The organism is Pseudomonas sp. S3_G06 (genome assembly GCF_054667565.1).
Genome location: NZ_CP162738.1, coordinates 5,183,362 through 5,204,387 on the forward strand (window position 1 = coordinate 5,183,362; position 21,026 = coordinate 5,204,387).

Annotated in this window: 17 protein-coding genes; 14 read left to right on the forward strand and 3 right to left on the reverse strand. The window is 60.0% G+C overall.

From position 1 onward, the window contains the following. Positions 1–22 precede the first annotated feature (22 nt). The 7 genes from atpD (at position 23) to AB4N47_RS23135 (ending at position 7,910) form a co-directional block, all read left to right on the forward strand. Entirely contained in the window at positions 23–1,402 is a 1,380-nt protein-coding gene (gene atpD / locus AB4N47_RS23105; RefSeq protein WP_016772406.1) for a F0F1 ATP synthase subunit beta, read from the forward strand. Positions 1,403–1,447: 45 nt separating this feature from the next. Further along, a complete protein-coding gene (locus tag AB4N47_RS23110; RefSeq protein WP_016772407.1) occupies positions 1,448–1,873 on the forward strand; it encodes a F0F1 ATP synthase subunit epsilon in 426 nt (141 codons plus the stop codon). Between the two features lie 118 nt (positions 1,874–1,991). Then, on the forward strand, positions 1,992–3,359 hold the full coding sequence (gene glmU / locus AB4N47_RS23115) for a bifunctional UDP-N-acetylglucosamine diphosphorylase/glucosamine-1-phosphate N-acetyltransferase GlmU (protein ID WP_341638235.1): 1,368 nt from the start codon (positions 1,992–1,994) through the stop codon (positions 3,357–3,359). 206 nt (positions 3,360–3,565) lie between these two features. Further along, complete coding sequence (locus AB4N47_RS23120; RefSeq protein ID WP_041476528.1) at positions 3,566–4,342, forward strand: DeoR/GlpR family DNA-binding transcription regulator; 777 nt, start codon at positions 3,566–3,568, stop codon at positions 4,340–4,342. Between the two features lie 2 nt (positions 4,343–4,344). Then, a complete protein-coding gene (gene glmS / locus AB4N47_RS23125) occupies positions 4,345–6,177 on the forward strand; it encodes a glutamine--fructose-6-phosphate transaminase (isomerizing) (protein ID WP_341638234.1) in 1,833 nt (610 codons plus the stop codon). Between the two features lie 75 nt (positions 6,178–6,252). Further along, positions 6,253–7,179: a LysR family transcriptional regulator gene (locus tag AB4N47_RS23130; protein ID WP_341638233.1), complete on the forward strand. Its 927-nt coding sequence runs from the start codon at positions 6,253–6,255 to the stop codon at positions 7,177–7,179. A gap of 104 nt (positions 7,180–7,283) precedes the next feature. Then, a complete protein-coding gene (locus AB4N47_RS23135) occupies positions 7,284–7,910 on the forward strand; it encodes a glutathione S-transferase family protein (protein WP_341638232.1) in 627 nt (208 codons plus the stop codon). Here the strand turns inward: AB4N47_RS23135 and AB4N47_RS23140 are convergent. After that, complete coding sequence (locus AB4N47_RS23140; protein ID WP_341638231.1) at positions 7,893–9,329, reverse strand: glycosyltransferase family 4 protein; 1,437 nt, start codon at positions 9,327–9,329, stop codon at positions 7,893–7,895. The genes AB4N47_RS23135 and AB4N47_RS23140 overlap by 18 nt on opposite strands. Positions 9,330–9,853: 524 nt before the next feature. Between AB4N47_RS23140 and AB4N47_RS23145 the strand changes: the two genes are divergently transcribed. From AB4N47_RS23145 to AB4N47_RS23170, 6 genes are all read left to right on the forward strand, one after another. After that, the gene (locus tag AB4N47_RS23145; protein WP_341638230.1) at positions 9,854–11,431 is read left to right on the forward strand and encodes a glycosyltransferase; all 1,578 of its coding nucleotides are present in this window, start codon (positions 9,854–9,856) and stop codon (positions 11,429–11,431) included. Next, entirely contained in the window at positions 11,425–12,726 is a 1,302-nt protein-coding gene (locus tag AB4N47_RS23150) for a glycosyltransferase (protein WP_341638229.1), read from the forward strand. Before AB4N47_RS23145 ends, AB4N47_RS23150 begins: the two co-directional genes overlap by 7 nt. Continuing rightward, complete coding sequence (locus AB4N47_RS23155) at positions 12,723–13,877, forward strand: acyltransferase family protein (RefSeq protein WP_341638228.1); 1,155 nt, start codon at positions 12,723–12,725, stop codon at positions 13,875–13,877. Before AB4N47_RS23150 ends, AB4N47_RS23155 begins: the two co-directional genes overlap by 4 nt. Continuing rightward, positions 13,871–14,689, forward strand: coding sequence for a class I SAM-dependent methyltransferase (locus AB4N47_RS23160; protein WP_341638227.1), 819 nt, complete (start codon positions 13,871–13,873; stop codon positions 14,687–14,689). The genes AB4N47_RS23155 and AB4N47_RS23160 overlap by 7 nt, the downstream gene beginning before the upstream one ends. A gap of 135 nt (positions 14,690–14,824) precedes the next feature. Continuing rightward, the gene (locus AB4N47_RS23165) at positions 14,825–16,009 is read left to right on the forward strand and encodes a DUF3142 domain-containing protein (RefSeq protein WP_341638226.1); all 1,185 of its coding nucleotides are present in this window, start codon (positions 14,825–14,827) and stop codon (positions 16,007–16,009) included. Continuing rightward, positions 15,996–18,131 (forward strand): hypothetical protein, encoded by a 2,136-nt coding sequence (locus tag AB4N47_RS23170; protein WP_341638225.1) that lies wholly within the window; start codon positions 15,996–15,998, stop codon positions 18,129–18,131. The genes AB4N47_RS23165 and AB4N47_RS23170 overlap by 14 nt, the downstream gene beginning before the upstream one ends. On the opposite strand, the gene AB4N47_RS23175 is transcribed toward AB4N47_RS23170, so the two are convergent. Beyond that, the gene (locus AB4N47_RS23175; RefSeq protein ID WP_341638224.1) at positions 18,128–18,757 is read right to left on the reverse strand and encodes a LysE family translocator; all 630 of its coding nucleotides are present in this window, start codon (positions 18,755–18,757) and stop codon (positions 18,128–18,130) included. The genes AB4N47_RS23170 and AB4N47_RS23175 overlap by 4 nt on opposite strands. Before the next feature lie 146 nt (positions 18,758–18,903). Between AB4N47_RS23175 and AB4N47_RS23180 the strand changes: the two genes are divergently transcribed. After that, entirely contained in the window at positions 18,904–19,377 is a 474-nt protein-coding gene (locus AB4N47_RS23180; protein WP_252875339.1) for an Lrp/AsnC family transcriptional regulator, read from the forward strand. A 100-nt stretch (positions 19,378–19,477) separates the two neighbouring features. Here the strand turns inward: AB4N47_RS23180 and lpdA are convergent, their stop codons facing one another. Beyond that, a complete protein-coding gene (gene lpdA / locus AB4N47_RS23185) occupies positions 19,478–20,878 on the reverse strand; it encodes a dihydrolipoyl dehydrogenase (RefSeq protein WP_016772429.1) in 1,401 nt (466 codons plus the stop codon). Between the last annotated feature and the right edge of the window lie 148 nt (positions 20,879–21,026).

A 21,026-nucleotide genomic window follows, 5' to 3' on the forward strand; every position in this document is an offset into this window, starting at 1 on the left:
CAAATATTCAGAGGATCCAGCTATGAGTAGCGGACGTATCGTTCAAATCATCGGCGCCGTTATCGACGTGGAATTTCCACGCGACAGCGTACCGAGCATCTACAACGCGCTGACTGTACAAAGCGCGGCCGCAACCACCCTGGAAGTTCAGCAGCAGCTGGGCGACGGCGTGGTGCGTACCATTGCGATGGGTTCCACCGAGGGCTTGAAGCGCGGTCTGGAAGTCACCGACTCTGGCGCAGCCATCTCCGTACCGGTCGGTAAAGCGACCCTGGGCCGGATCATGGACGTCCTCGGTAACCCGATCGACGAAGCTGGCCCGATCGACACCGAAGAGCGCTGGGGCATTCACCGCGCAGCACCTTCGTTCGCCGAGCAAGCAGGCGGCAACGACCTGCTGGAAACCGGCATCAAGGTTATCGACCTGGTCTGCCCGTTCGCCAAGGGCGGTAAAGTCGGTCTGTTCGGTGGTGCCGGTGTAGGCAAAACCGTAAACATGATGGAACTGATCCGTAACATCGCCATCGAGCACAGCGGTTATTCCGTGTTCGCCGGTGTGGGTGAGCGTACTCGTGAGGGTAACGACTTCTACCACGAGATGAAGGACTCCAACGTTCTGGACAAAGTGGCACTGGTTTACGGTCAGATGAACGAGCCGCCGGGAAACCGTCTGCGCGTAGCACTGACTGGCCTGACCATGGCCGAGAAGTTCCGTGACGAAGGTAACGACGTTCTGCTGTTCGTCGACAACATCTATCGTTACACCCTGGCCGGTACTGAAGTATCCGCACTGCTGGGCCGTATGCCTTCGGCAGTAGGTTACCAGCCGACCCTGGCTGAAGAGATGGGCGTTCTGCAGGAACGTATCACTTCGACCAAGGAAGGTTCGATCACCTCGATCCAAGCGGTATACGTACCTGCGGACGACTTGACCGACCCGTCGCCAGCGACCACCTTCGCCCACTTGGACGCCACCGTCGTTCTGTCCCGTGACATCGCTTCCCTGGGTATCTACCCAGCGGTAGATCCACTGGATTCGACTTCGCGCCAGCTGGACCCGAACGTGATCGGTCAGGACCACTACGACACCGCTCGCGGCGTTCAGTATGTTCTGCAGCGTTACAAAGAGCTGAAAGACATCATCGCGATCCTGGGTATGGACGAGCTGTCGGAAGCCGACAAACAGTTGGTTAACCGTGCTCGTAAGATCCAGCGCTTCTTGTCGCAGCCGTTCTTCGTGGCTGAAGTCTTCACCGGTGCTTCGGGTAAATACGTTTCCCTGAAAGACACCATTGCTGGCTTCAAAGGCATCCTCAACGGTGACTACGACCACCTGCCAGAACAAGCGTTCTACATGGTTGGCGGCATCGAAGAAGCGATCGAGAAAGCCAAGAAACTGTAATCCCGGCGCCCGGCAACGGGCGCTAATTTAGGTTGAGGCAATCAGATGGCTATGACAGTCCATTGCGATATCGTCAGCGCGGAAGGGGAAATCTTTTCCGGCCTGGTCGAGATGGTGATTGCGCACGGTGCACTGGGTGATCTTGGTATCGCTCTGGGTCACGCGCCGCTGATCACTAATCTCAAGCCGGGTCCGATCCGCCTGATCAAGCAAGGCGGGGAAGCCGAGGTGTTCTACATCTCCGGTGGTTTCCTCGAGGTTCAGCCGAACATGGTCAAGGTACTTGCCGATACCGTGCAACGTGCCGCCGACCTGGATGAAGCTCAGGCTCAGGCAGCTCTCAAGGCTGCCGAGAATGCCCTGAACGAAAAAGGCGCGGACTTCGATTACGGCGCCGCTGCCACACGTCTGGCCGAGGCTGCAGCCCAGCTGCGCACCGTCCAGCAGATCCGCAAGAAGTTTGGCGGTTAATCCGTCAGCCGCTTGTTGTGCGATTGATAAAAAAGGGTAGCCTCGGCTACCCTTTTTTCTTTTCCGAATTCCCACAAACCGGTCGCAGTTGCTGACCACCCAGGATTGGTAGCCAGTCATGTCTCTCGAAATCGTTATCCTCGCGGCCGGTCAAGGCACTCGCATGCGTTCGGCGCTGCCCAAAGTGCTGCACCCGATTGCCGGCAACTCCATGCTCGGCCATGTTATCCACAGCGCTCGGCAACTTGATCCACAGCGCATCCATGTGGTGATCGGTCACGGTGCCGATGTGGTGCGTGAGCGTCTGGCAGCTGATGATCTGAATTTCGTGTTGCAGGACAAGCAACTGGGCACTGGCCATGCCACCGCCCAGGCGGTGCCGTTCATTGACGCCGACACTGTGCTGATTCTTTACGGCGATGTGCCGCTGATTGAAGTCGAAACCCTGCAACGTCTGCTCAAGCATGTCGTGCCGGGCCAGATGGGTTTGCTCACTGTCGAGCTGGATGACCCGACCGGTTACGGCCGCATCGTGCGTGATGCTGACGGCAAGGTCGCGGCAATCGTCGAGCACAAAGACGCCAGCGAAGCGCAACGTGCGATCACCGAAGGCAACACCGGCATCCTCGCTGTGCCGGCCGATCGTCTGGCGGACTGGATGAGTCGCCTGTCGAACAACAATGCGCAGGGCGAGTACTACCTCACCGACGTGATCGAAATGGCGGTCAGCGATGGTTTGGTCGTGGCGACCGAACAACCGCAAGACCCGATGGAAGTGCAGGGCGCCAATGATCGCAAGCAGCTCTCTGAACTGGAGCGTCATTACCAGTTGCGCGCCGGCCGTCGCTTGATGGCTCAGGGCGTGACCCTGCGTGACCCGGCCCGTTTCGATGTGCGCGGCGAAGTGACTGTGGGCCGCGATGTGCTGATCGACATCAACGTGATCCTTGAAGGCAAGGTGATCATTGAAGACGACGTACAGATCGGCCCGAACTGCGTGATCAAGGACAGCACCCTGCGCAAAGGCGTGGTGATCAAGGCCAGCAGTCATATCGAAGGCGCCATTCTCGGTGAATGCAGCGACGCCGGTCCCTTCGCGCGTTTGCGCCCGGGCACTGTGCTCGAAGCGCGCGCGCATGTGGGTAATTTCGTCGAGCTCAAAAACGCCCACATGGGCGAGGGTGCCAAGGCTGGCCATCTGACCTATCTGGGCGATGCCGAAATCGGCGCACGAACCAACATCGGCGCCGGCACCATCACTTGCAACTACGATGGCGCCAACAAGTGGAAAACCGTGTTGGGCGCTGACGTATTCATCGGTTCCAACAACTCGCTGGTTGCGCCTGTGGATATCTCCAACGGTGCAACTACCGCTGCCGGCTCGACCATCACGCAAAATGTGGATAACGCTCAGCTTGCGGTGGGCCGAGCTCGTCAGAAGAACATTGACGGCTGGAAGCGGCCGGAAAAAATCAAAAAAACCTGATTTATCCACAACCACCTGTGGGAGCGAGCCTGCTCGCGAATGCGGTTTGTCAGTAACGTCTTCAGTGGCTGAGACTCCCTTTCGCGAGCGGGCTCGCTCCCACAATCATTCCAATCTTTCTGAATTTTTCTCCCCGCGTCTTGACGGCAACCTTTCGATAGAGTTTCATTGCTTGCGTTATCTTTCGAATCGAAACTTAAGCCGCCATGTCCAAACGCAACACTCCTCAGCGTCGTCATAACATCCTCGCCTTGCTCAACGAGCAGGGCGAAGTCAGTGTGGATGAGCTGGCCAAGCGCTTCGAAACTTCCGAAGTTACGATTCGCAAGGATCTTGCTGCGCTGGAAACCCATGGTCTTTTACTGCGTCGTTACGGCGGTGCGATCACCATGCCGCAAGAGCTGGTCGCGGAAACGGCGCAGAGTATTTCCAAGTACAAGCAGGCGATCGCCCGCGCGGCGGTCAAACGCATCCGCGAGCACGCGCGCATCATCATCGACAGCGGCAGCACCACCGCCGCGATGATTCCCGAACTGGGCCAGCAACCGGGTCTGGTGGTGATGACCAACTCGCTGCATGTCGCCAACGCCTTGAGCGAACTGGAACACGAGCCGGTGCTGCTGATGACCGGCGGCACTTGGGATCCGCACTCGGAATCCTTTCAGGGCCAGGTCGCCGAGCAAGTACTACGCTCCTACGACTTCGACCAACTGTTCATCGGCGCCGACGGCATCGATCTGGTGCGCGGCACCACCACCTTCAACGAACTGCTCGGACTCAGCCGGGTGATGGCCGACGTTGCGCGAGAAGTGATCGTCATGGTCGAGGCCGACAAGATCGGTCGCAAGATTCCCAACCTGGAGCTGCCCTGGAGCAGCATCCATACCCTCATTACCGATGATCGCCTGCCCGTCGAGGCACGCGATCAGCTTCAGGCCCGTGGGATCACTTTGATCTGTGCGGCTGTCAGTCAGGAGAAATAACCATGTGTGGCATTGTCGGCGCAGTAGCTGAACGTAATATCACCGCCATCCTTCTTGAAGGCCTGAAGCGCCTCGAATATCGCGGCTATGACAGCGCCGGTGTGGCGGTTTATACCAACGACCAGACCCTGGAGCGCATGCGCCGTCCGGGCAAGGTCAGTGAACTGGAAACCGCGCTGGCCGAACAGCCGCTGGCCGGGCGCCTCGGTATCGCCCACACCCGTTGGGCGACCCATGGCGCGCCGTGCGAGCGCAATGCCCACCCGCATTTTTCCGGTGACATTGCGGTGGTGCACAACGGCATCATCGAGAACCACGAAGCCCTGCGCGAACAGCTGAAAGCGCTGGGCTATGCGTTCAGCTCGGACACCGACACCGAAGTCATCGCGCACCTGCTGACCCACAAGCTCAAGGAACAACCGGACCTGACTGCCGCGCTCAAAGCGACCGTCAAGGAGCTGCATGGCGCCTACGGTCTGGCAGTGATCAACGCACAGCAACCGGATCGTCTGGTCGCCGCGCGCAGTGGCAGCCCATTGGTGATCGGCCTGGGCCTGGGCGAGAATTTCCTCGCTTCCGACCAGTTGGCTCTGCGTCAGGTCACTGACCGCTTCATGTATTTGGAAGAAGGCGATATCGCTGAAATCCGTCGCGACAGCGTGCAGATCTGGGACGTAAACGGCAACGCTGTCGAGCGTCAGACCGTGCAGTACACCGACGGTGCCGAAGCCGCCGACAAGGCCGAGTTCCGCCACTACATGCTCAAGGAAATCCACGAACAACCGGCCGTGGTCCAGCGCACCCTCGAAGGTCGCCTGGGCAACAATCAAGTGCTGGTTGAGGCCTTCGGTCCGCAAGCTGCCGAGCTGTTTGCCAAAGTGCGCAATGTGCAGATCGTCGCCTGCGGCACCAGTTATCACGCCGGCATGGTCGCGCGCTACTGGCTTGAGGAACTGGCCGGCATCCCGTGCCAGGTCGAAGTCGCCAGCGAATTCCGTTATCGCAAAGTGGTGGTGCAGCCAGACACGCTATTCGTGACCATCTCCCAGTCCGGTGAAACCGCTGACACCCTCGCGGCGCTGCGCAATGCCAAGGAACTGGGCTTTCTCGCCAGCCTGGCGATCTGCAACGTCGGCATCAGCTCGCTGGTGCGTGAATCCGATCTGACCCTGTTGACCCAGGCCGGTCGCGAAATCGGCGTGGCTTCGACCAAAGCCTTCACTACGCAACTGGTCGGCCTGTTGCTGCTGACTTTGTCGCTGGGTCAGGTGCGCGGGACTTTGGCCGACGGTGTTGAGGCCACGCTGGTCGAAGAGCTGCGTCGTCTGCCTACCCGCCTCGGCGAAGCATTGGCGATGGACAGCACGGTGGAAAAAATCGCCGAGCTGTTCGCCGAGAAAAACCACACTCTGTTCCTCGGCCGTGGCGCGCAATTCCCGGTCGCGATGGAAGGTGCCTTGAAACTCAAGGAAATCTCCTACATCCACGCCGAGGCCTACCCGGCCGGCGAGCTCAAGCACGGCCCGCTGGCACTTGTGGATAACGACATGCCGGTGGTCACTGTCGCGCCGAACAACGAACTGCTGGAGAAGCTCAAGTCCAACCTGCAGGAAGTCCGCGCCCGTGGCGGCGAGTTGATCGTGTTCGCGGATGAGAAGGCTGCGATGACCAACGGCGAAGGTACCCACGTGGTGCAAATGCCGCACATCCACGACATTCTTTCGCCGATCCTTTATACGATCCCGCTGCAACTGTTGTCGTACTACGTCGCCGTGCTCAAGGGCACCGACGTCGATCAACCGCGCAACCTGGCGAAATCGGTGACCGTGGAATAAGTTATCCACAGATGATCTACGCTTCCCCAATCGCAGCCTCGGCTGCGATTGTCGTATCCGCCGCCGAGGAATCCCATGGACCGCTTTCAGGAAATGCAGATCTTCGTTGTCGTCGCCCAAGAGCAAGGCTTTTCGGCGGCGTCGCGGCGTCTGGGTTTGTCGGCGGCGAGCGTCACCCGGGCGGTGGCGGCGCTGGAGCAGCATATCGGTACGCAGTTGCTGGTGCGTACCACGCGCACTGTGCATCTGACTGAAGCCGGGCAACGTTACTGCGATGACTGCCGGCGGATTCTTGCCGAGGTGCAGGAGGCCGAGGATTCGGCGGCAGGCAGCCATGCCTTGCCGCGCGGGCAGTTGACGATTACTGCGCCGGTGCTGTTCGGCGATCTGTTCGTCACGCCGGTGATGGCCGATTACCTCTGTCGTTACCCGGATGTGTCGATCAACGCGCTGTTGCTGGACCGGGTCGTCAACATGGTCGAGGAGGGCATTGATGTCGCGGTGCGCATCGGTGAGCTGCCGGACAGCAATCAGCATGCGATTCGCGTCGGGGAAGTGCGGCGGGTGATCTGCGCTTCGCCGGGGTTTCTGGCTCAACACGGCCGCCCGGAGCATCCGCAGGCTTTGGCCGGGTTGCCGGTGGTGGCGACATCGGCGATCGGTCAGCAACGCAACTGGCCGTTTCTCGACGGCGGTGAAGCACTCAGTGTGCGCACCGAACCGCGCCTGACCGTCACGGCCAATCAGTCGGCGATCACCGCCGCGCGAAAAGGCCTGGGCCTGACGCGAGTGCTGTCCTATCAAGTAGCGGACAAGGTCGCAGCGGGGGAGCTGGAAATCGTCCTCGCCGAGTTTGAACTGCCGCCGTTGCCGATCCATGTGGTGTATCAGGGCGGGCGCAAGGCACCGGCGCGGATCCGCAGTTTTGTCGACTTCGCCGTGAAGGCGCTGCGTGAGCATCCGGCCTTGAGCGCAGCGGCGTTATTGCACGAGATGAAATAATCGATTGCAGTGGCTGGTTATTCTGTAATTCCGGCAACCCATAGATGATGACTCCATCGGCGCGCTCATCCCCGTAGCGACGTCACTTTTCAGCGGAGTCGTCCATGCAAGCGATCAAACTCTACAACTTCCCCCGTTCCGGCCATGCCCATCGCGTCGAGTTGATGCTGTCGCTGCTGCAACTGCCGACCGAGCTGATCTTCGTCGATCTGGCCAAAGGTGAGCACAAGCAGCCACAGTACCTGGCGATCAACAGCTTTGGCCAAGTGCCGGCGATTGATGACAACGGCGTGGTGCTGGCCGATTCCAATGCGATTCTGGTTTATCTGGCGCAGAAATATGGCAACGGACGCTGGCTGCCGACCGACCCGGTGGGCGCAGCGCGTGTGCAGCGCTGGCTGTCGGCAGCGGCGGGACCGATTGCGTTTGGCCCGGCGGCGGCACGCCTGATCACGGTGTTTGGTGCGCAACTGAATGCCGAGGAAGTCATTGGCCGTGCGCACAACCTGCTCAAGGTCATGGAACTGGAGTTGGGCAAAACTGCATATCTGGCGGGCGAAGAGCCGACCATCGCTGACGTGTCTGCCTACAGCTACATCGCACATGCGCCGGAGGGCAATGTCTCGCTGGATGACTACGCCAACGTTCGCGCCTGGCTGACACGGATCGAAGCCTTGCCGGGTTTTGTCGCGATGCCGCGTACGGTGGCCGGGCTACAGAAAACTGCCTGACGGACGCAGTCGCGGATATTCGCCAAGCCCCGCCGGCTCATCTACCGCTTCACTTGCGCTCTCGCGGGTAACGCCGGCTTGCGTGGCCTGTCCCGCAAGGACACGTCGCGCAATGCGCTCGACCAGTTGCTGACTTGCTTCGCGCCAGTCAATCCAGCGCCATTCGTTGACATCCTTGCTGGCGGGGAACTGGCCGCTGGCCTCGAAGGCCTTGATCAGGTCGGTCAGGCTTTGCGGCTCCTGCAGATCGAAATAGGCCATGAACTCGCCGCCTATTTCACGAAAGGCCGCGATGTCACTTCCCATGGCCGGCAAGCCTCGTTGCATGGCTTCCACCAGAGGCAGGCCGAAGCCTTCGACAAATGATGGAAAGACCAATGAGCTGGCTCGCGTATAAGCATGCTCGAGGCTGGTGTCGCTCAGGTTGTTGAACATGAACAGGCGTCGGTTGAGCTCGGGATGATGCCGTATTCGCGATAGCAACTCGTCGCACTTCCAGCCGATGCGCCCTGCGATGCATAGCCTGGCGCCGGAACCGCCCGCCCAGGCACGCTCGAAAGCATCGAGCAGATACGCATGGTTCTTGCGCGGCTCGATCGTGCTGACCATCAGGAAAACCGGGCCGGGTGCCTCGAACATTTGGTGCAAAGCGGGTTCCACTGCTGCTGCCGAATTGTGCAAGTCCAGCTCGGAGCCCAAATGAAAGTAGTCGAACCAGCGCTTTTCAGCCTGCGCGGGGCCTAGTCGGCGCTGCAGTTCATGGCGCACCTCGTCGCGCACAGTGGCGGAAATGGCCATGTAACCGTCGGCAGTGCGGCACACCCAGTCAAACCACTCACTGAACACTTGCGCGGGCCGGGCTTCGTAGAAATGGGGATGCGTCAGGGGAATGAGGTCATAGATCACCGCAATGATTGCGACGCCTTCGCGCTTGAGCCGTTCGACATGGGGAAAGAAATCCGAATGCCACGACGAGTCCAGCAACACCAGTTGATCATCAGGCTGGTGCTGCAACGGTGAACAGCGCTTGAGTAACTGGAAATGCCGCAGGCGGGTGAACAATCGCAGCGGCACACCAAATACGGCGAATGAGGTCAGGCGATACGCCACATACAGCGCCCTCCGTGTCAGCTTCGACGGGCATTTGGCGTCGCGGCGCTGATGCCATTGCCAGAAGCGATGAGCAAGGCGTTCCAAGCGATCAGCGAATGTCGCGAGGGCGTTGAACACCGGCGTGTTCAGGGGCGCCAGGCGCAAGACCCGATAGAGCTGGCCATTGAGCAATACCACCGGTATGCACTCGCTATCACCAGCACTGGAGGGCAGTTTGTTAATGACATTGCGCACCACCCGCTGAATCCCCGAATTGAGTTTCGGGTGGTTGAATACGTGTGTGCACTCCACCAACAGTCGAGTCATAGCGCGCGCTCCGTGTTCGCCGCTCCTGCGGACACCAAACTCAGGCGCGGAGAGTGATGTGCGAAACTGGCGAGACCCGTGACAAGCAGGCAATTTTTCAAAACCACGACCCCTTGGGCTGATCTTTCGCCATTTCCTACACGCGGTGTAGAAGGGGCTGTCAGACCGAGAGAAAGACCCGGTAGGACAACAGGCGAAACAGTTGTTGTATTTGTTCTGCGATCAATCTGTGCCAATTGCACGACAATTTCAACAGGCCAAACCGTGACCGGTCAGTTCTGGATAGCGTAGACCGATTTATTCACGCGGGACGGTTCCCGAACCCTCGATGGATGTGTTTAGAATGCCCCTTGTCGCGATAATCCGAACGGTGTTTCGGGGTTGCGGCGCAGAGTGAAACTGACCACTAAAACAAGAACTAAGACGTGCCTGATGAAGGACGCGTGCCGGTACTACCGGGCCGATCCAGTGTCTGCTCGTCACAGCATGAAGTTGCCGGTATGGCTGCTTTATCGTGGGATGCCATGAATTTCATTCTTTACTCAGACGTCAACGACAACTCCATCAGCCAGAGTCTTGGTCGTCCCGAATACAGTTATTACTTTGTGCTCAAGGCTTATCGTCCATTGCTGGAAAGCCTCGGTCGTGTGCACGTCGTATCCACGGTGGCAGAAGTCGACCCGCTCTATCGGCGACTGCTCGCCGCTGGCGAAGACAGCGTATTCCTGTCGTTCGCCCCACCGCAGAAAACCCCGGCCGATCTTCATTGCCCGACGATGTGCGTCGTGGCGTGGGAGTTCGATTCGATTCCCGACGAACAGTGGGACAACGACCCACGACAGGACTGGAGGCAAATGCTTGCGCGCCAGGGTCGGGTCATCACGCTGTCGAGCCACACGGCCCGGTCAATCTGGAGAGCCATGGGTGAGGATTTTCCGGTGCTGGTGTTGCCGACAGCGCTATGGGAAAAGTTTTCTGATATTCGTCAGGCGCATGTCCCGACATCGATCAACGCGGGCGCAACCTTGGCGATCAAAGGCTGTATTTTCGATAGCCGCGAACTCGACTTGTCGGCCGATGCGCTGATCCCCGTTCCGTTGACGCCTGAAGAAGAGGCTGCGCTAGCGGCTGAAATAGAAGCCGCGCGTCCACCTCCGCTGACACTGAAGCGCCGTTACGTCATCGCCCGGCACTATCTGCGCCTGTGGGCGCTGGATCTCGGGCGTGACATGGCAGAGCCAGTACCGCGGGTGAAATTCCTGCAGAACTGGTACTGGGAAGGCATCCGGGATCGGATCCCGGACACCCTTCACGTCTGGCTCGAACAGCGCCTGCCGGCTATTTGCGGTGCGCAACCGATCCCGGCCAACGAACCACTACCGCTGAATCTGCCGCCCACCGATGCGATCGTCGAAACGCGCGTCGACGGTGTGGTTTACGTCTCGGTGTTCAATCCCAAGGATGGTCGCAAGAACTGGCATCAATTGATCACAGCGTTTTGCTGGGCATTTCGCGAAACGCCGGACGCGACGTTGGTGGTGAAAATCACCCAGAACGACCTGGCCTCTTACTACAATGAACTGATGACATTGCTCGCGCAGTTGAGTCCGTTCGCTTGCCGCGTTGTGGTGATGCACGGGTATCTTGACGATGCGCAGTATGCCGAGCTCTACAAGGCAGCCACTTTTTACGTCAATGCTTCCAGGTGCGAAGGTTTGTGCCTGCCGTTGATGGAATTCATGTCGAGCGGCAAACCGGTGATCGCGCCTGCCCATACGGCCATGGAAGATTACATCGATGAGTCGGTCGCATTCGTGGTCAAGTCCAGTGAAGAGTTGACGATCTGGCCTCAGGACACGCGCATCGTCTACCGCACTCTGCGATACCGGCCGGACTGGGGCTCGCTGAAAAACGCCTACGAAGACAGCTACCGCATGGCGACCACGCAACCGCAGGACTATCAGAAGATGTCGGCCGCCGCGATCGCGCGCATGCACGATTACTGCGCATTCGGCCTGCTGCAAAAGCGCATGGCGGATTTCCTTACCCTGACAACCAATGCCGCTGAAAACGCGCATGTCCTGGATAACGCCTCATGCTGATCATCATTCACTCCGAAACCAATCAGCACACCATTACGCAAAATCTGGGGCGGTCGGAGTACAGCTATTACTTCGTGCTCAAGGAATATCGACCGGTTCTCGAACGAATCGGGCGCGTTATCGAAGTGGCTGACCCATTGACCGAAGTCGATGCGTTGTATGGCGAATGCCTGGCTCGGGGCGAGCCTTGTGTATTCCTCTCGTTTTCCCCACCGCACCGCACTCCAGTCGATCTGGCATGTCCGACGGTGCCAGTGTTCGCCTGGGAATTCAGCACGATCCCGAACGAGCCGTTTGCCGGCGAACCGCTCAATGACTGGCGCAGCGTTTTGCAAGCCTGCGGCGCGGCCATCACGCATTCCAGCTATACAGTCCAGGCGGTCCGCGAAGCCATGTCGGCGGACTACCCGATCTGCGCCATAGCGGCGCCAGTGTGGGATCGCTTCGCCGCGCGAGGCGCGCAGGCGCAAGGTCAATCGCTCGACGAGCCGCTGCGCTTGACTATCAAGGGACTGGTCGCCGACAGCCGCAAGCTCGAGCTTGATGCTTTTGGCCCGCCGCATTTGCGCAGCGGCGAGGGCATTGACTTCGCTGCACCGGTAACCGAGAAGACGTTATGGCTCGACGGCGTGGTTTACACCTCGGTGTTCAATCCCGGCGACGGGCGCAAGAATTGGGAGGACATGCTCAGCGCTTTCTGCGTGAGCTTTCGCGATGTCGAGGACGCCACCCTGGTGCTGAAACTCACGCACTTCGATGCTGAGCAGGCCCTGACCGACATTCTTCATCATTTGTACAAAAACCAGCCCTATCGTTGCCGCATCGTGTTGATTCATGGCTACCTCGCCGATCCTGACTACGAGCGGCTCGTGCAGGCGACCAGTTACGTGGTCAATACTTCCTACGGTGAAGGCCAGTGTTTGCCGCTGATGGAGTTCATGTCTTGCGGCAAGCCTGCAGTGGCGCCTCGAACCACGGCCATGATCGATTACCTGAGCGCTGAAAATGCTTTTCTGATCGAGTCCACCGACGAACTTACAGCCTGGCCACATGACCCGCGCAAAGCGTTTCGCACGCTGCGTTACGTGACCAACTGGGCATCGTTATGCGAGGCCTATCAAGCCAGTTATGGGGTTGCGAAAAATCAGCCGCAACACTATGTGGCAATGTCTGCGCAAGCCGTCGCCAGCCTCCGGGCATTTTGCAGTCAGGCTGTGGCTGAGCAACGTCTGCGGGCATTTCTTGCGCAGTTGTTCGAACACCGTGCCGCTGCTGGAGAAGCCTGCCAAGCATGAACGGCAAGCGCATCATGGACATCGAAGTGCTACGCGCGATCGCAGTGCTTGGGGTGTTGTTCCATCATTTGCAGGGCAGTCTGTTTACCGATCCGGTGCCTTTGCTGAACGCGATCCCTGCCAGCGTACAAACGTGGTGGGGAGTGGACCTGTTTTTCGCCATCTCCGGATTCGTCATCGCTCGCAGCCTGATTCCGCTGCTGCAAGGTTGTACCAATCGCCAGCAACGCTGGCAGCAGACGCGCTATTTCTCGCTGCGACGGGCGTTTCGCCTGTTGTCTTCAGCCTGGCTATGGCTGGCGCTAATGCTGCTGAGCTGCCTGTTTTTCAATCGCTCCGGCGCCTTCGGCACGCTCTCCGCCAACCTCCAGGCCACCCTGGCCGGTGTGTTGCACTATGCCAATTTCCTTTTCGCCGACAGTTTCTTCCATTACGAGTACGGCAGCAGTTTCGTCTACTGGAGCCTGGCGCTGGAGGAACAGTTTTATCTGCTGTTTCCGCTGCTGATTTTGCTGTTTCGCCAGCGGCTGGTCTGGGCATTGCTGGCCTTGGTCGCCGTGCAGATTCTGACGGTGCGCACGCCGTTGCTGATGATGGTGCGCACTGTCGCTCTGGCGCTTGGCGTGCTGTTAGCGATCTGGAGTTCGCAGCCAGGTTATGAACGCTGGCAGCCGACGTTCCTGCGGCGGCCATGGGCAGGGATCACTGCGCTGATTGCCATCGCTTCGGTGCTGAGCTTCATGGCTACCGACCGTTTCACCTTCGCTCCCCATCGCATCGGCTCGATCGCTGTACTCAGTGCGGTGCTGGTCTGGATCGCTTCATACAATCGCGATTACCTGATGCCTGCCGGTGCTGTGCAAAGTTTGCTGGTATGGGTCGGCAGTCGGTCGTATGGCATTTACCTGATTCATATTCCGGCTTATCAACTGGTGCGCGAACTGATTTTCCGTCTGCAGAGCAGCGGTTTGCCGGGTCCTTCCGGGCATTCGGTGCTCACGCTGTTGCTGGCGTGCGCACTTATCGTGCTGCTCAGTGAACTGAACTACCGCTTGATCGAAATGCCGATGCGCAACCGCGGCGCCGTGCTGGTCAAACGCCTCGGCACGTCCCGATCCGCCATCCCTTCCTCTGGAGCCATCTCATGCTGAGTCTTTTGAAAAAACTCACGGCGGCGACGCCGGTTACGCCGGTTGCCGAAAAGACCGATCCGTTCATTCTGGGGCTGCATGATGCGATGCTCAGTGGCTGGTTCAATCAGCAGACCGGCGAGCTGTTCAAAGGCTTCCCGGTGAGTGCCGAGGATACGCTGCTCGACGTTGGCTGCGGTGACGGCGGCAACGTGCATTTCTGCGGCATGCGCGGGGCGAAGATCATCATTGCCGACATTGATGCCGCCAAGGTCGAAGCCACCCGCCAGCGTCTGAGCGACACGCCGGCCCGGGACATCGAATGCCACATTACCGACTGCAACCCGCTACCGATCGCCGACGCAACGGCGACGCGTGTGGTCTCCACCGAGGTGATCGAGCATGTTGATGATCCCGCGCAGTTTCTCGCCGAACTGGTGCGTGTCGGCAAGCCGGGCGCTTTGTATCTGCTGAGCGTGCCGCATCCCAGCTCCGAGGACCTGCAAAAGGATATCGCCGCGCCGGAGTATTTCCAGAAACCCAATCACATACGCATTATCAGCGAAGACCAGTTCAAGGCCATGGTCAGCGACGCCGGGCTGGAGATCATCAGCCACAGTAAATATGGCTTCTACTGGTCGATGTGGATGATGTTGTTCTGGGAAGCCAGGGTCGATCTCAGCAACCCCGATCACCCGATGCTCGAGCACTGGGCCAATACTTGGCAAGCGGTGCTGGATTCCCCGCGCGGTGCACAGATCAAGCAGGCGCTGGATGCGGTGGTGGCCAAGAGTCAGGTGATTATCGCGCGCAAGCCAGCGGCATCCCTGTAGGCGCTGCGGCACGCTGCGATCTTTTGATCTGGAGCCTTGAAGCAAGATCAAAAGATCGCAGCCTCGTTTCACTCGTCAGCTCCTACACGGTTTTTGTGTAACCTTGCGGCCTGTGGTTTCGGGGATTTTCAAGGTATGCGGTTTATTGTGGGTCTGTTTCTCGGCGTCTTGCTTGCGGGTTGCGAGCAACACGTCGCGCCGCCTCTCGACCAACAACTTTACGTCTGGCAACGGCAATGGACACCTGCCCATGAACCGGCACTGCGTAACAGCCACGACGATTTCTCGACGCTGCGTGTGCTGGCATTGCAGGCCCTTCCTGGCGAGCGCTGGAGCCGGGCGCGGGTTGATCCGGCATTGTTGAAAGCCGATGGTCGCCCTCTGATCGCAGTGATTCGCCTCGATGGTCAGCTGCAGCCACTGGACCAGCAGCAGGTCACCACGCAGATTTTGCAGATCATTGCCGATTGGCAAGCGCAAGGCCTTACGCTGAACGGTATCGAAATCGACCACGATGCCGGCACCGCGCGGCTGCCGGCGTACGCTGAATTCCTCAAACATTTGCGTGCGGTCTTGCCGCCATCGTTGCCTTTGAGCATCACCGCGCTACCGGCCTGGCTCGATAGCGCGCAGTTGCCGGCGCTGTTGCGAAGCGTCGACAGCAGCGTGCTGCAAGTCCACGCCGTGATCGATCCGCGACTGGGTCTTTTCGACGCCAGGCAGGCGTTGAAGTGGGCCAAGGCCTGGGCACATGCCAGCGACAAACCGTTCTATCTGGCGCTGCCGGCCTACGGCGTTGCGCTGTTGAGCGATGACGGAGGCGCGCCGGTAGTGGAAAGCGAAGTGCAACTGGAGCGCGGCGGGCAGCGCCGGGAGTTGCTCGCCGATCCGCAGCAACTCAGCCAATTGGCCAAGACTTTGCGCGAGGATCCGCCTGAGCATCTGACCGGTTTGATCTGGTTTCGCCTGCCGCTTGCCAACGATCGTCGCGCCTGGAGCCTGACTACTTTGCGCGCCGTGGCGCGTGGCAATGTGCTGAACAGTCAGTTGCGCCTGTCATTCAAGGAGCAGGGCGGTCTCTATGACATCCAGCTCGATAACCGCGGCAATCTCGACAGCCCGTGGCCCGCGAAAATTACATTGAAGGCGCAGGATTGTGCAGGCGCCGATGCGCTCGCCGGTTACTCGTTGCAACAAAGTGCCAATCTGCTTACCTTCACCCGCCTGCGTGACGGCCGCTTGCCGGCGGGCGGACAGCGCGCTGTCGGTTGGGCGCGTTGTGCACATATTGATCAAGGAGGTTCGCATGTTGACCCGTAACTGGCCCCGCCATCTGCTCTGCCTGAGCCTCAGTCTGCCGCTGGGGTCGGCGCTGGCCTGCGGCCCGGACTTCCCGATGCGCCTGCTCGACAACCGCGCGCAGACCCTGGCGGATTTGCCCGAAGGCAGTTTCAGCTTCGAAATCAGTCGCCTGGGTAAAACCATTGCCGGGCTGAAAAATGTCACCGCAGCGACCCATAACCCCAACGATTATGCCGAAGACAACACGTCAGAGCTGGCGCGCGAACAGGCTGAGCAGGTGGGCCTGAGCGCCGAGCAATACGTCGTGGTCAAGCGCCTGCGCGGGCTCAGCGATGCCCATCAGGCCGAGGAGCAGGGCGCCAGTCTGCCGGTGGAAATCCGCTTGTACGTCGCCGGCGCGGTGGCCTTTGCCACCGGTGAGCATCAAATGGCCAGTGAGTATTTCAACAAGGTGCTGGCCCTGCCGGCAGACCAGCGTCGGTTGCGCAGCACCTGGGCGGCGTATTCCCTCGGGCGCATCGCCTTTGCCATGAGCAACGAGGCGCACGATCGCATCGAAGCGCTGGAGCAGGCGCGCGATGCCTTTCGCCAGGCACGGCAACTGAGCATCGACGGCTTCAGCGATCCACTGGAACTGGGCGTTGCCAGCCTTGGTGAAGAGGCCCGGGTGTTGCGCAGCGCGGGCGACTGGAGCGGCGCCATCGAACTGTACGAAGCACAGAACCTGCACGGTTCGGCCGTCGGTTACACCTCGCTCAAGCAACTGATGAACGAACTGGCCGAATTGCCGGAATCTCAACTGGCCAAACTGCTCCAGCAGCCAGCAGTGCAGCAACTGGTCACGGCGTCGCTGGTCAGCCGTCAGGGCTGGTCTTTCGGTGAGCAGCCGCCGAATGAAAAGAAACTCGTCACGCTCCTGCAAAACAGCACCCGTGGCAGCCTCGACAATGCCGATCGACTGGCGGCGATGAGTTATCAACAGGGCGACTATGCGTCTGCCAAGGCCTTTCTGGTAAACGCTGGGGACGGCGGGCTGGCCTGGTGGCTGCGGGCAAAACTGGCAGTGCGTGACGGCGACACGCCTGCCGCTGCCGCCGCCTACGCCAAAGCCGCCCAGGCCTTTCCACAGAATGAAGACTGGGGTTATCGCCGCACGCCGGACTGGGCGTTTGAAACGGTGCAGCCAAAATGCCGGGTCGAGGGCGAAAGCGCGATCCTGGCGCTGCAACGCGGCGAATACCTGCAAGCGTTCGTGCAGCTGTATCGCAGCAACAGCCTTTACTGGTTCGATGCCGCCACCGTTGCCGAGCGGGTGCTGACGGTCGATGAGCTCAAGCAGTACGTCGATGAGAATGTGCCGGCGCCGCCGCCATTGACGCAGCAGGAGCGCGACAACTATGTGCCGCTGTCGGTGGCCGCCAATCTGCGCAATCTGCTCGGTCGACGCTTGCTGCGTGAGGGGCGATACGAGGAAGCGGTCGGTTATTTCGCCAGTGACGATCTGCAGCACAAGGCCCGGCTCTATGGCGAGCAACGGCTCAAGGCCGAGTCGGCGTGGTGGCCGAGCAAACGCGCCAGTGCGTTGTACAACGCCGCATGGACGGCCCGGGAGTGGGGCATGGACATCCTCGGTTATGAGATGGCCCCTGATTACGCCACCTTCGGCGGCAATTACACGCTGGAGAGCACGAAGCTGGATGTCGGCCCGCTGATTTCCACGGCGGAAGTGCAGCGCCAGCAGGCCAGCGCCGCGCAACCGGATCTGCGTTATCACTATCGTTTTGTCGCCACGGCACTGGCCAGTCGCGCCGCCGATAACCTGCCGCACACCAGTCAGGCGTTTGCTGCGGTGTTGTGCAATGCCGCCGGCTGGAACAGCGGCCTTGAGGACCAGAGCGCGCTGTATCAGCGCTACGTCAAGGAAGGCCCTTATGTGCCGTGGGCGCAAGACTTCGGCAATCAATGCCCGTATCCGGACTTCGAAAATGCCGACAAGCGCTACGTCACCCAAGTGACCGACGCGGTGCGTGCGACGCTGCGGCCGTACAAGTGGCCGGTGCAGATCGGCGCGGTGCTGCTGGTCGCTGTTGCTGCGTTAATGCTGATTACCCGTCGTCAGCGCAAGGTGCGCAAAGGCTAGGCCTGTTGAATAAAGCCCAGGCGTACGGCGAAGCCAATCAACAGGCTGCCGAACAGCCATTGCTGAATGCGCTGGGCGGTCGGACTGTGTTGCAGCCAACGGCCTAGGGCCGCGCCGGTCATGGCGACAACACTGTCGAACAGCAGGCCGACGCTGACCAGCACCAGCCCGAGCACGGCGAACTGTGTCAGCACCGGCGCGCCGCCGCTGACGATAAACTGTGGCAACAGTACCGAGCAGAACAGCAACGCCTTGGGATTGAGCAGGTTGGTCAGCAAACCGCGACGGATCGCACCGCGCCACTGGTCTTGGGCAGGTGCCTGCTCTTGGGCTTGCAGGCTCGGCACCAGCGAGCTGCGGAAACACTGAATGCCGATCCACAGCAGATAGGCCGCGCCAGCGATGCGCACCACGTCAAACGTCCACGGTGCCGTTTTAAACAGCGCCGCCAGCCCCAATGCTGCCAGTGCCACGTGGCAGGCGCGGGCGATGGCCAGGCCCAACGCCGTGGCCAGTGCCGCCGCTCGACCTTGCCGCGCACCGGTTTGCAACAGCAGGATCATGTCCGGTCCCGGCAGTAGCAGAACCACAGCCAGCGTCAGAATAAAAAGCCAAAGACTTGCCACATCACACCCCGTTTTCGATGTCGATTTTCTCGCGCCAGTCTAGAGCGAGACGGCAGGGCAGGTGCTTGCGTAGTCGGCTTCAATTGTTCACGACTTTGGCATAACCTGCTGGTTTTACAGCCTGTAACTATCGGGATCTGCCAAAGATGAAACTCGACGCCTATGACCGCAAGATTCTCGCCGCGCTGCAACGCAACGGGCGCTTGAGCAATGTCGAGCTCGCGGAAGAAATCGGCCTGTCGGCTTCACCGTGCCTGCGCCGGGTGCGCATGCTGGAAGACGCGGGGGTGATTCGTGGCTACCAGGCCAATCTGGATCGCGATGAAGTCGGGCTGGGGCTGACGGTGTTTGTCGGGGTCAAGGTCGAGCGGCACAACGAAGAACGCGCCGAGGCTTTTTATGCGGCCGTCACTGCGTTGCCTGAGGTGGTCTCAGCGTTTCTGGTGTCCGGCGAATCGGACTTTTTGTTGCAGGTAGTGGTGCCTGACTTGCGCGCTTATGACCGCTTTGTCAGCGCGCACCTGCTGAAACTGCCGGGTGTGAGCGATATTCGCAGCAACTTCGCCATCCACACGGTGAAAGCGCCGGGGGCGTTGCCGTTAGGCCATCTGCCGCTGTAGACCGGGTGGCACCATTCGCGAGCAGGCTCGCTCCCACATGGGGAACGCATTCCAAAGTGGGAGCGAGCCTGCTCGCGAAGACGGCGGAAAGGTTTGGAACCTACATCTGCGTCGCCATCCCCTCGACATTCATCGCTGCCTGACGCAATGCTTCCGAACGCGTCGGGTGCGGATGGCAGGTCAGGGCAATGTCCTCGGCCGAGGCGCTGAACTCCATCGCCACACAGAACTCGCCGATCATCTCGCTCACGCTCGGCCCGACCAGATGCACGCCGAGCACTTCGTCCGTGCGCTCGTCGGCGAGGACTTTGGCAAAGCCTTCTGTTTCGTGATTGATCTTCGCCCGGCTGTTGGCAGTGAAGGGAAACTTGCCGACCTTGTAGGCACGGCCCTCGGCCTTGAGCTGTTCTTCGGTCTGGCCGACGCTGGCCAGTTCCGGTTGGGTGTAGATGACGTTAGGGATCAGCGCGTAATTGACCTCGCCGGCCTTGCCGTGGATCTGCTCGACGCAGGCCATGGCTTCGTCTTCAGCCTTGTGCGCAAGCATCGGCCCGGACGTGACGTCGCCGATCACCCAGACCCCGGCGGCTTCGGTGCGATGTTGCTTGTTGGCGAGCATGCCGCGTTTGTCGGTACTCAGGCCGACGTTCTCCAGCCCCAGGCCTTGGGTGTACGGACGGCGCCCGATGGCCACCAGCACATAGTCGGCTTCGATCAGCTCAGCCGTGCCACCGGCGGCAGGCTCGACGCTAAGCTGCACGCCTGTGGCGGAGCTGGTGGCACTGGTGACCTTCGAGCTCAGTTTGAAGGCGATGCCTTGCTTGCTCAGCGCGCGCTGCAAGGTTTTGCCGGCCTCGCCATCGACGCCGGGGCAGATACGATCAAGGTATTCGACCACGGTGACCTGCGCGCCGAGTCGGCGCCATACCGAACCCAGCTCCAGGCCGATTACCCCGGCACCAATCACTACCAGATGTTTGGGCACTTCACTCAACGACAGCGCGCCGGTGGAATCGAGGATGCGCTGGTTGTCGATCTCGACGCCGGGCAGGGGAGTGGGCTCGGAACCGGTGGCGATGATGATGTCCTTGGCGCTGAGCTCGCTCTTGTTGCCTTGAGCGTCGGTCACCGTCACTTTGCCCGGGCCGTCGATATGGCCCCAACCCTTGATCCAGTCGACTTTATTCTTGCGAAACAGAAACTCGATGCCCTTGGTCAGGCCGGCGACGCTCTCGTCTTTCTGTTTCATCATCTGCGCAAGGTTCAGCGTCGGTTTGACCTCGATGCCGAGATTGGCGAACTCCGTGCCCACCGCAGCGGCGTACAGCTCTGACGCATGCAACAAGGCTTTGGACGGCATGCAGCCGACATTCAGGCAGGTGCCGCCGAGGGTTGCACGTCCTTCGACGCAAGCGGCCTTGAGCCCGAGCTGGCCGGCGCGGATCGCCGCGTTATAACCGCCGGGGCCACCGCCCAGAATCACTACGTCATAGTTGCTCATGCGCTTGCTCCAGATTGCTCGAAGGGGATAGCCAAGATTAGTCGCGATAAAAATTATGTGCGTAATATGAGCTTCGCCGAACATTTCGGTCAAGGCTTCAGGCAAGCGACAGCTGCGGGATTTTTGAATAAGCACAATTGTGTACGAA

Coding starts and splice junctions, on each gene's coding strand:
- AB4N47_RS23145 (WP_341638230.1), top strand. CDS start 9,854: ATGAATTTCATTCTTTACTCAGACGTCAACGACAACTCCATCAGCCAG.
- glmS (WP_341638234.1), top strand. CDS start 4,345: ATGTGTGGCATTGTCGGCGCAGTAGCTGAACGTAATATCACCGCCATC.
- AB4N47_RS23120 (WP_041476528.1), top strand. CDS start 3,566: ATGTCCAAACGCAACACTCCTCAGCGTCGTCATAACATCCTCGCCTTG.
- AB4N47_RS23165 (WP_341638226.1), top strand. CDS start 14,825: ATGCGGTTTATTGTGGGTCTGTTTCTCGGCGTCTTGCTTGCGGGTTGC.
- AB4N47_RS23155 (WP_341638228.1), top strand. CDS start 12,723: ATGAACGGCAAGCGCATCATGGACATCGAAGTGCTACGCGCGATCGCA.
- glmU (WP_341638235.1), top strand. CDS start 1,992: ATGTCTCTCGAAATCGTTATCCTCGCGGCCGGTCAAGGCACTCGCATG.
- AB4N47_RS23110 (WP_016772407.1), top strand. CDS start 1,448: ATGGCTATGACAGTCCATTGCGATATCGTCAGCGCGGAAGGGGAAATC.
- AB4N47_RS23160 (WP_341638227.1), top strand. CDS start 13,871: ATGCTGAGTCTTTTGAAAAAACTCACGGCGGCGACGCCGGTTACGCCG.
- lpdA (WP_016772429.1), bottom strand. CDS start 20,878: ATGAGCAACTATGACGTAGTGATTCTGGGCGGTGGCCCCGGCGGTTAT.
- AB4N47_RS23135 (WP_341638232.1), top strand. CDS start 7,284: ATGCAAGCGATCAAACTCTACAACTTCCCCCGTTCCGGCCATGCCCAT.
- AB4N47_RS23180 (WP_252875339.1), top strand. CDS start 18,904: ATGAAACTCGACGCCTATGACCGCAAGATTCTCGCCGCGCTGCAACGC.
- AB4N47_RS23130 (WP_341638233.1), top strand. CDS start 6,253: ATGGACCGCTTTCAGGAAATGCAGATCTTCGTTGTCGTCGCCCAAGAG.
- AB4N47_RS23140 (WP_341638231.1), bottom strand. CDS start 9,329: ATGACTCGACTGTTGGTGGAGTGCACACACGTATTCAACCACCCGAAA.
- AB4N47_RS23170 (WP_341638225.1), top strand. CDS start 15,996: ATGTTGACCCGTAACTGGCCCCGCCATCTGCTCTGCCTGAGCCTCAGT.
- AB4N47_RS23150 (WP_341638229.1), top strand. CDS start 11,425: ATGCTGATCATCATTCACTCCGAAACCAATCAGCACACCATTACGCAA.
- atpD (WP_016772406.1), top strand. CDS start 23: ATGAGTAGCGGACGTATCGTTCAAATCATCGGCGCCGTTATCGACGTG.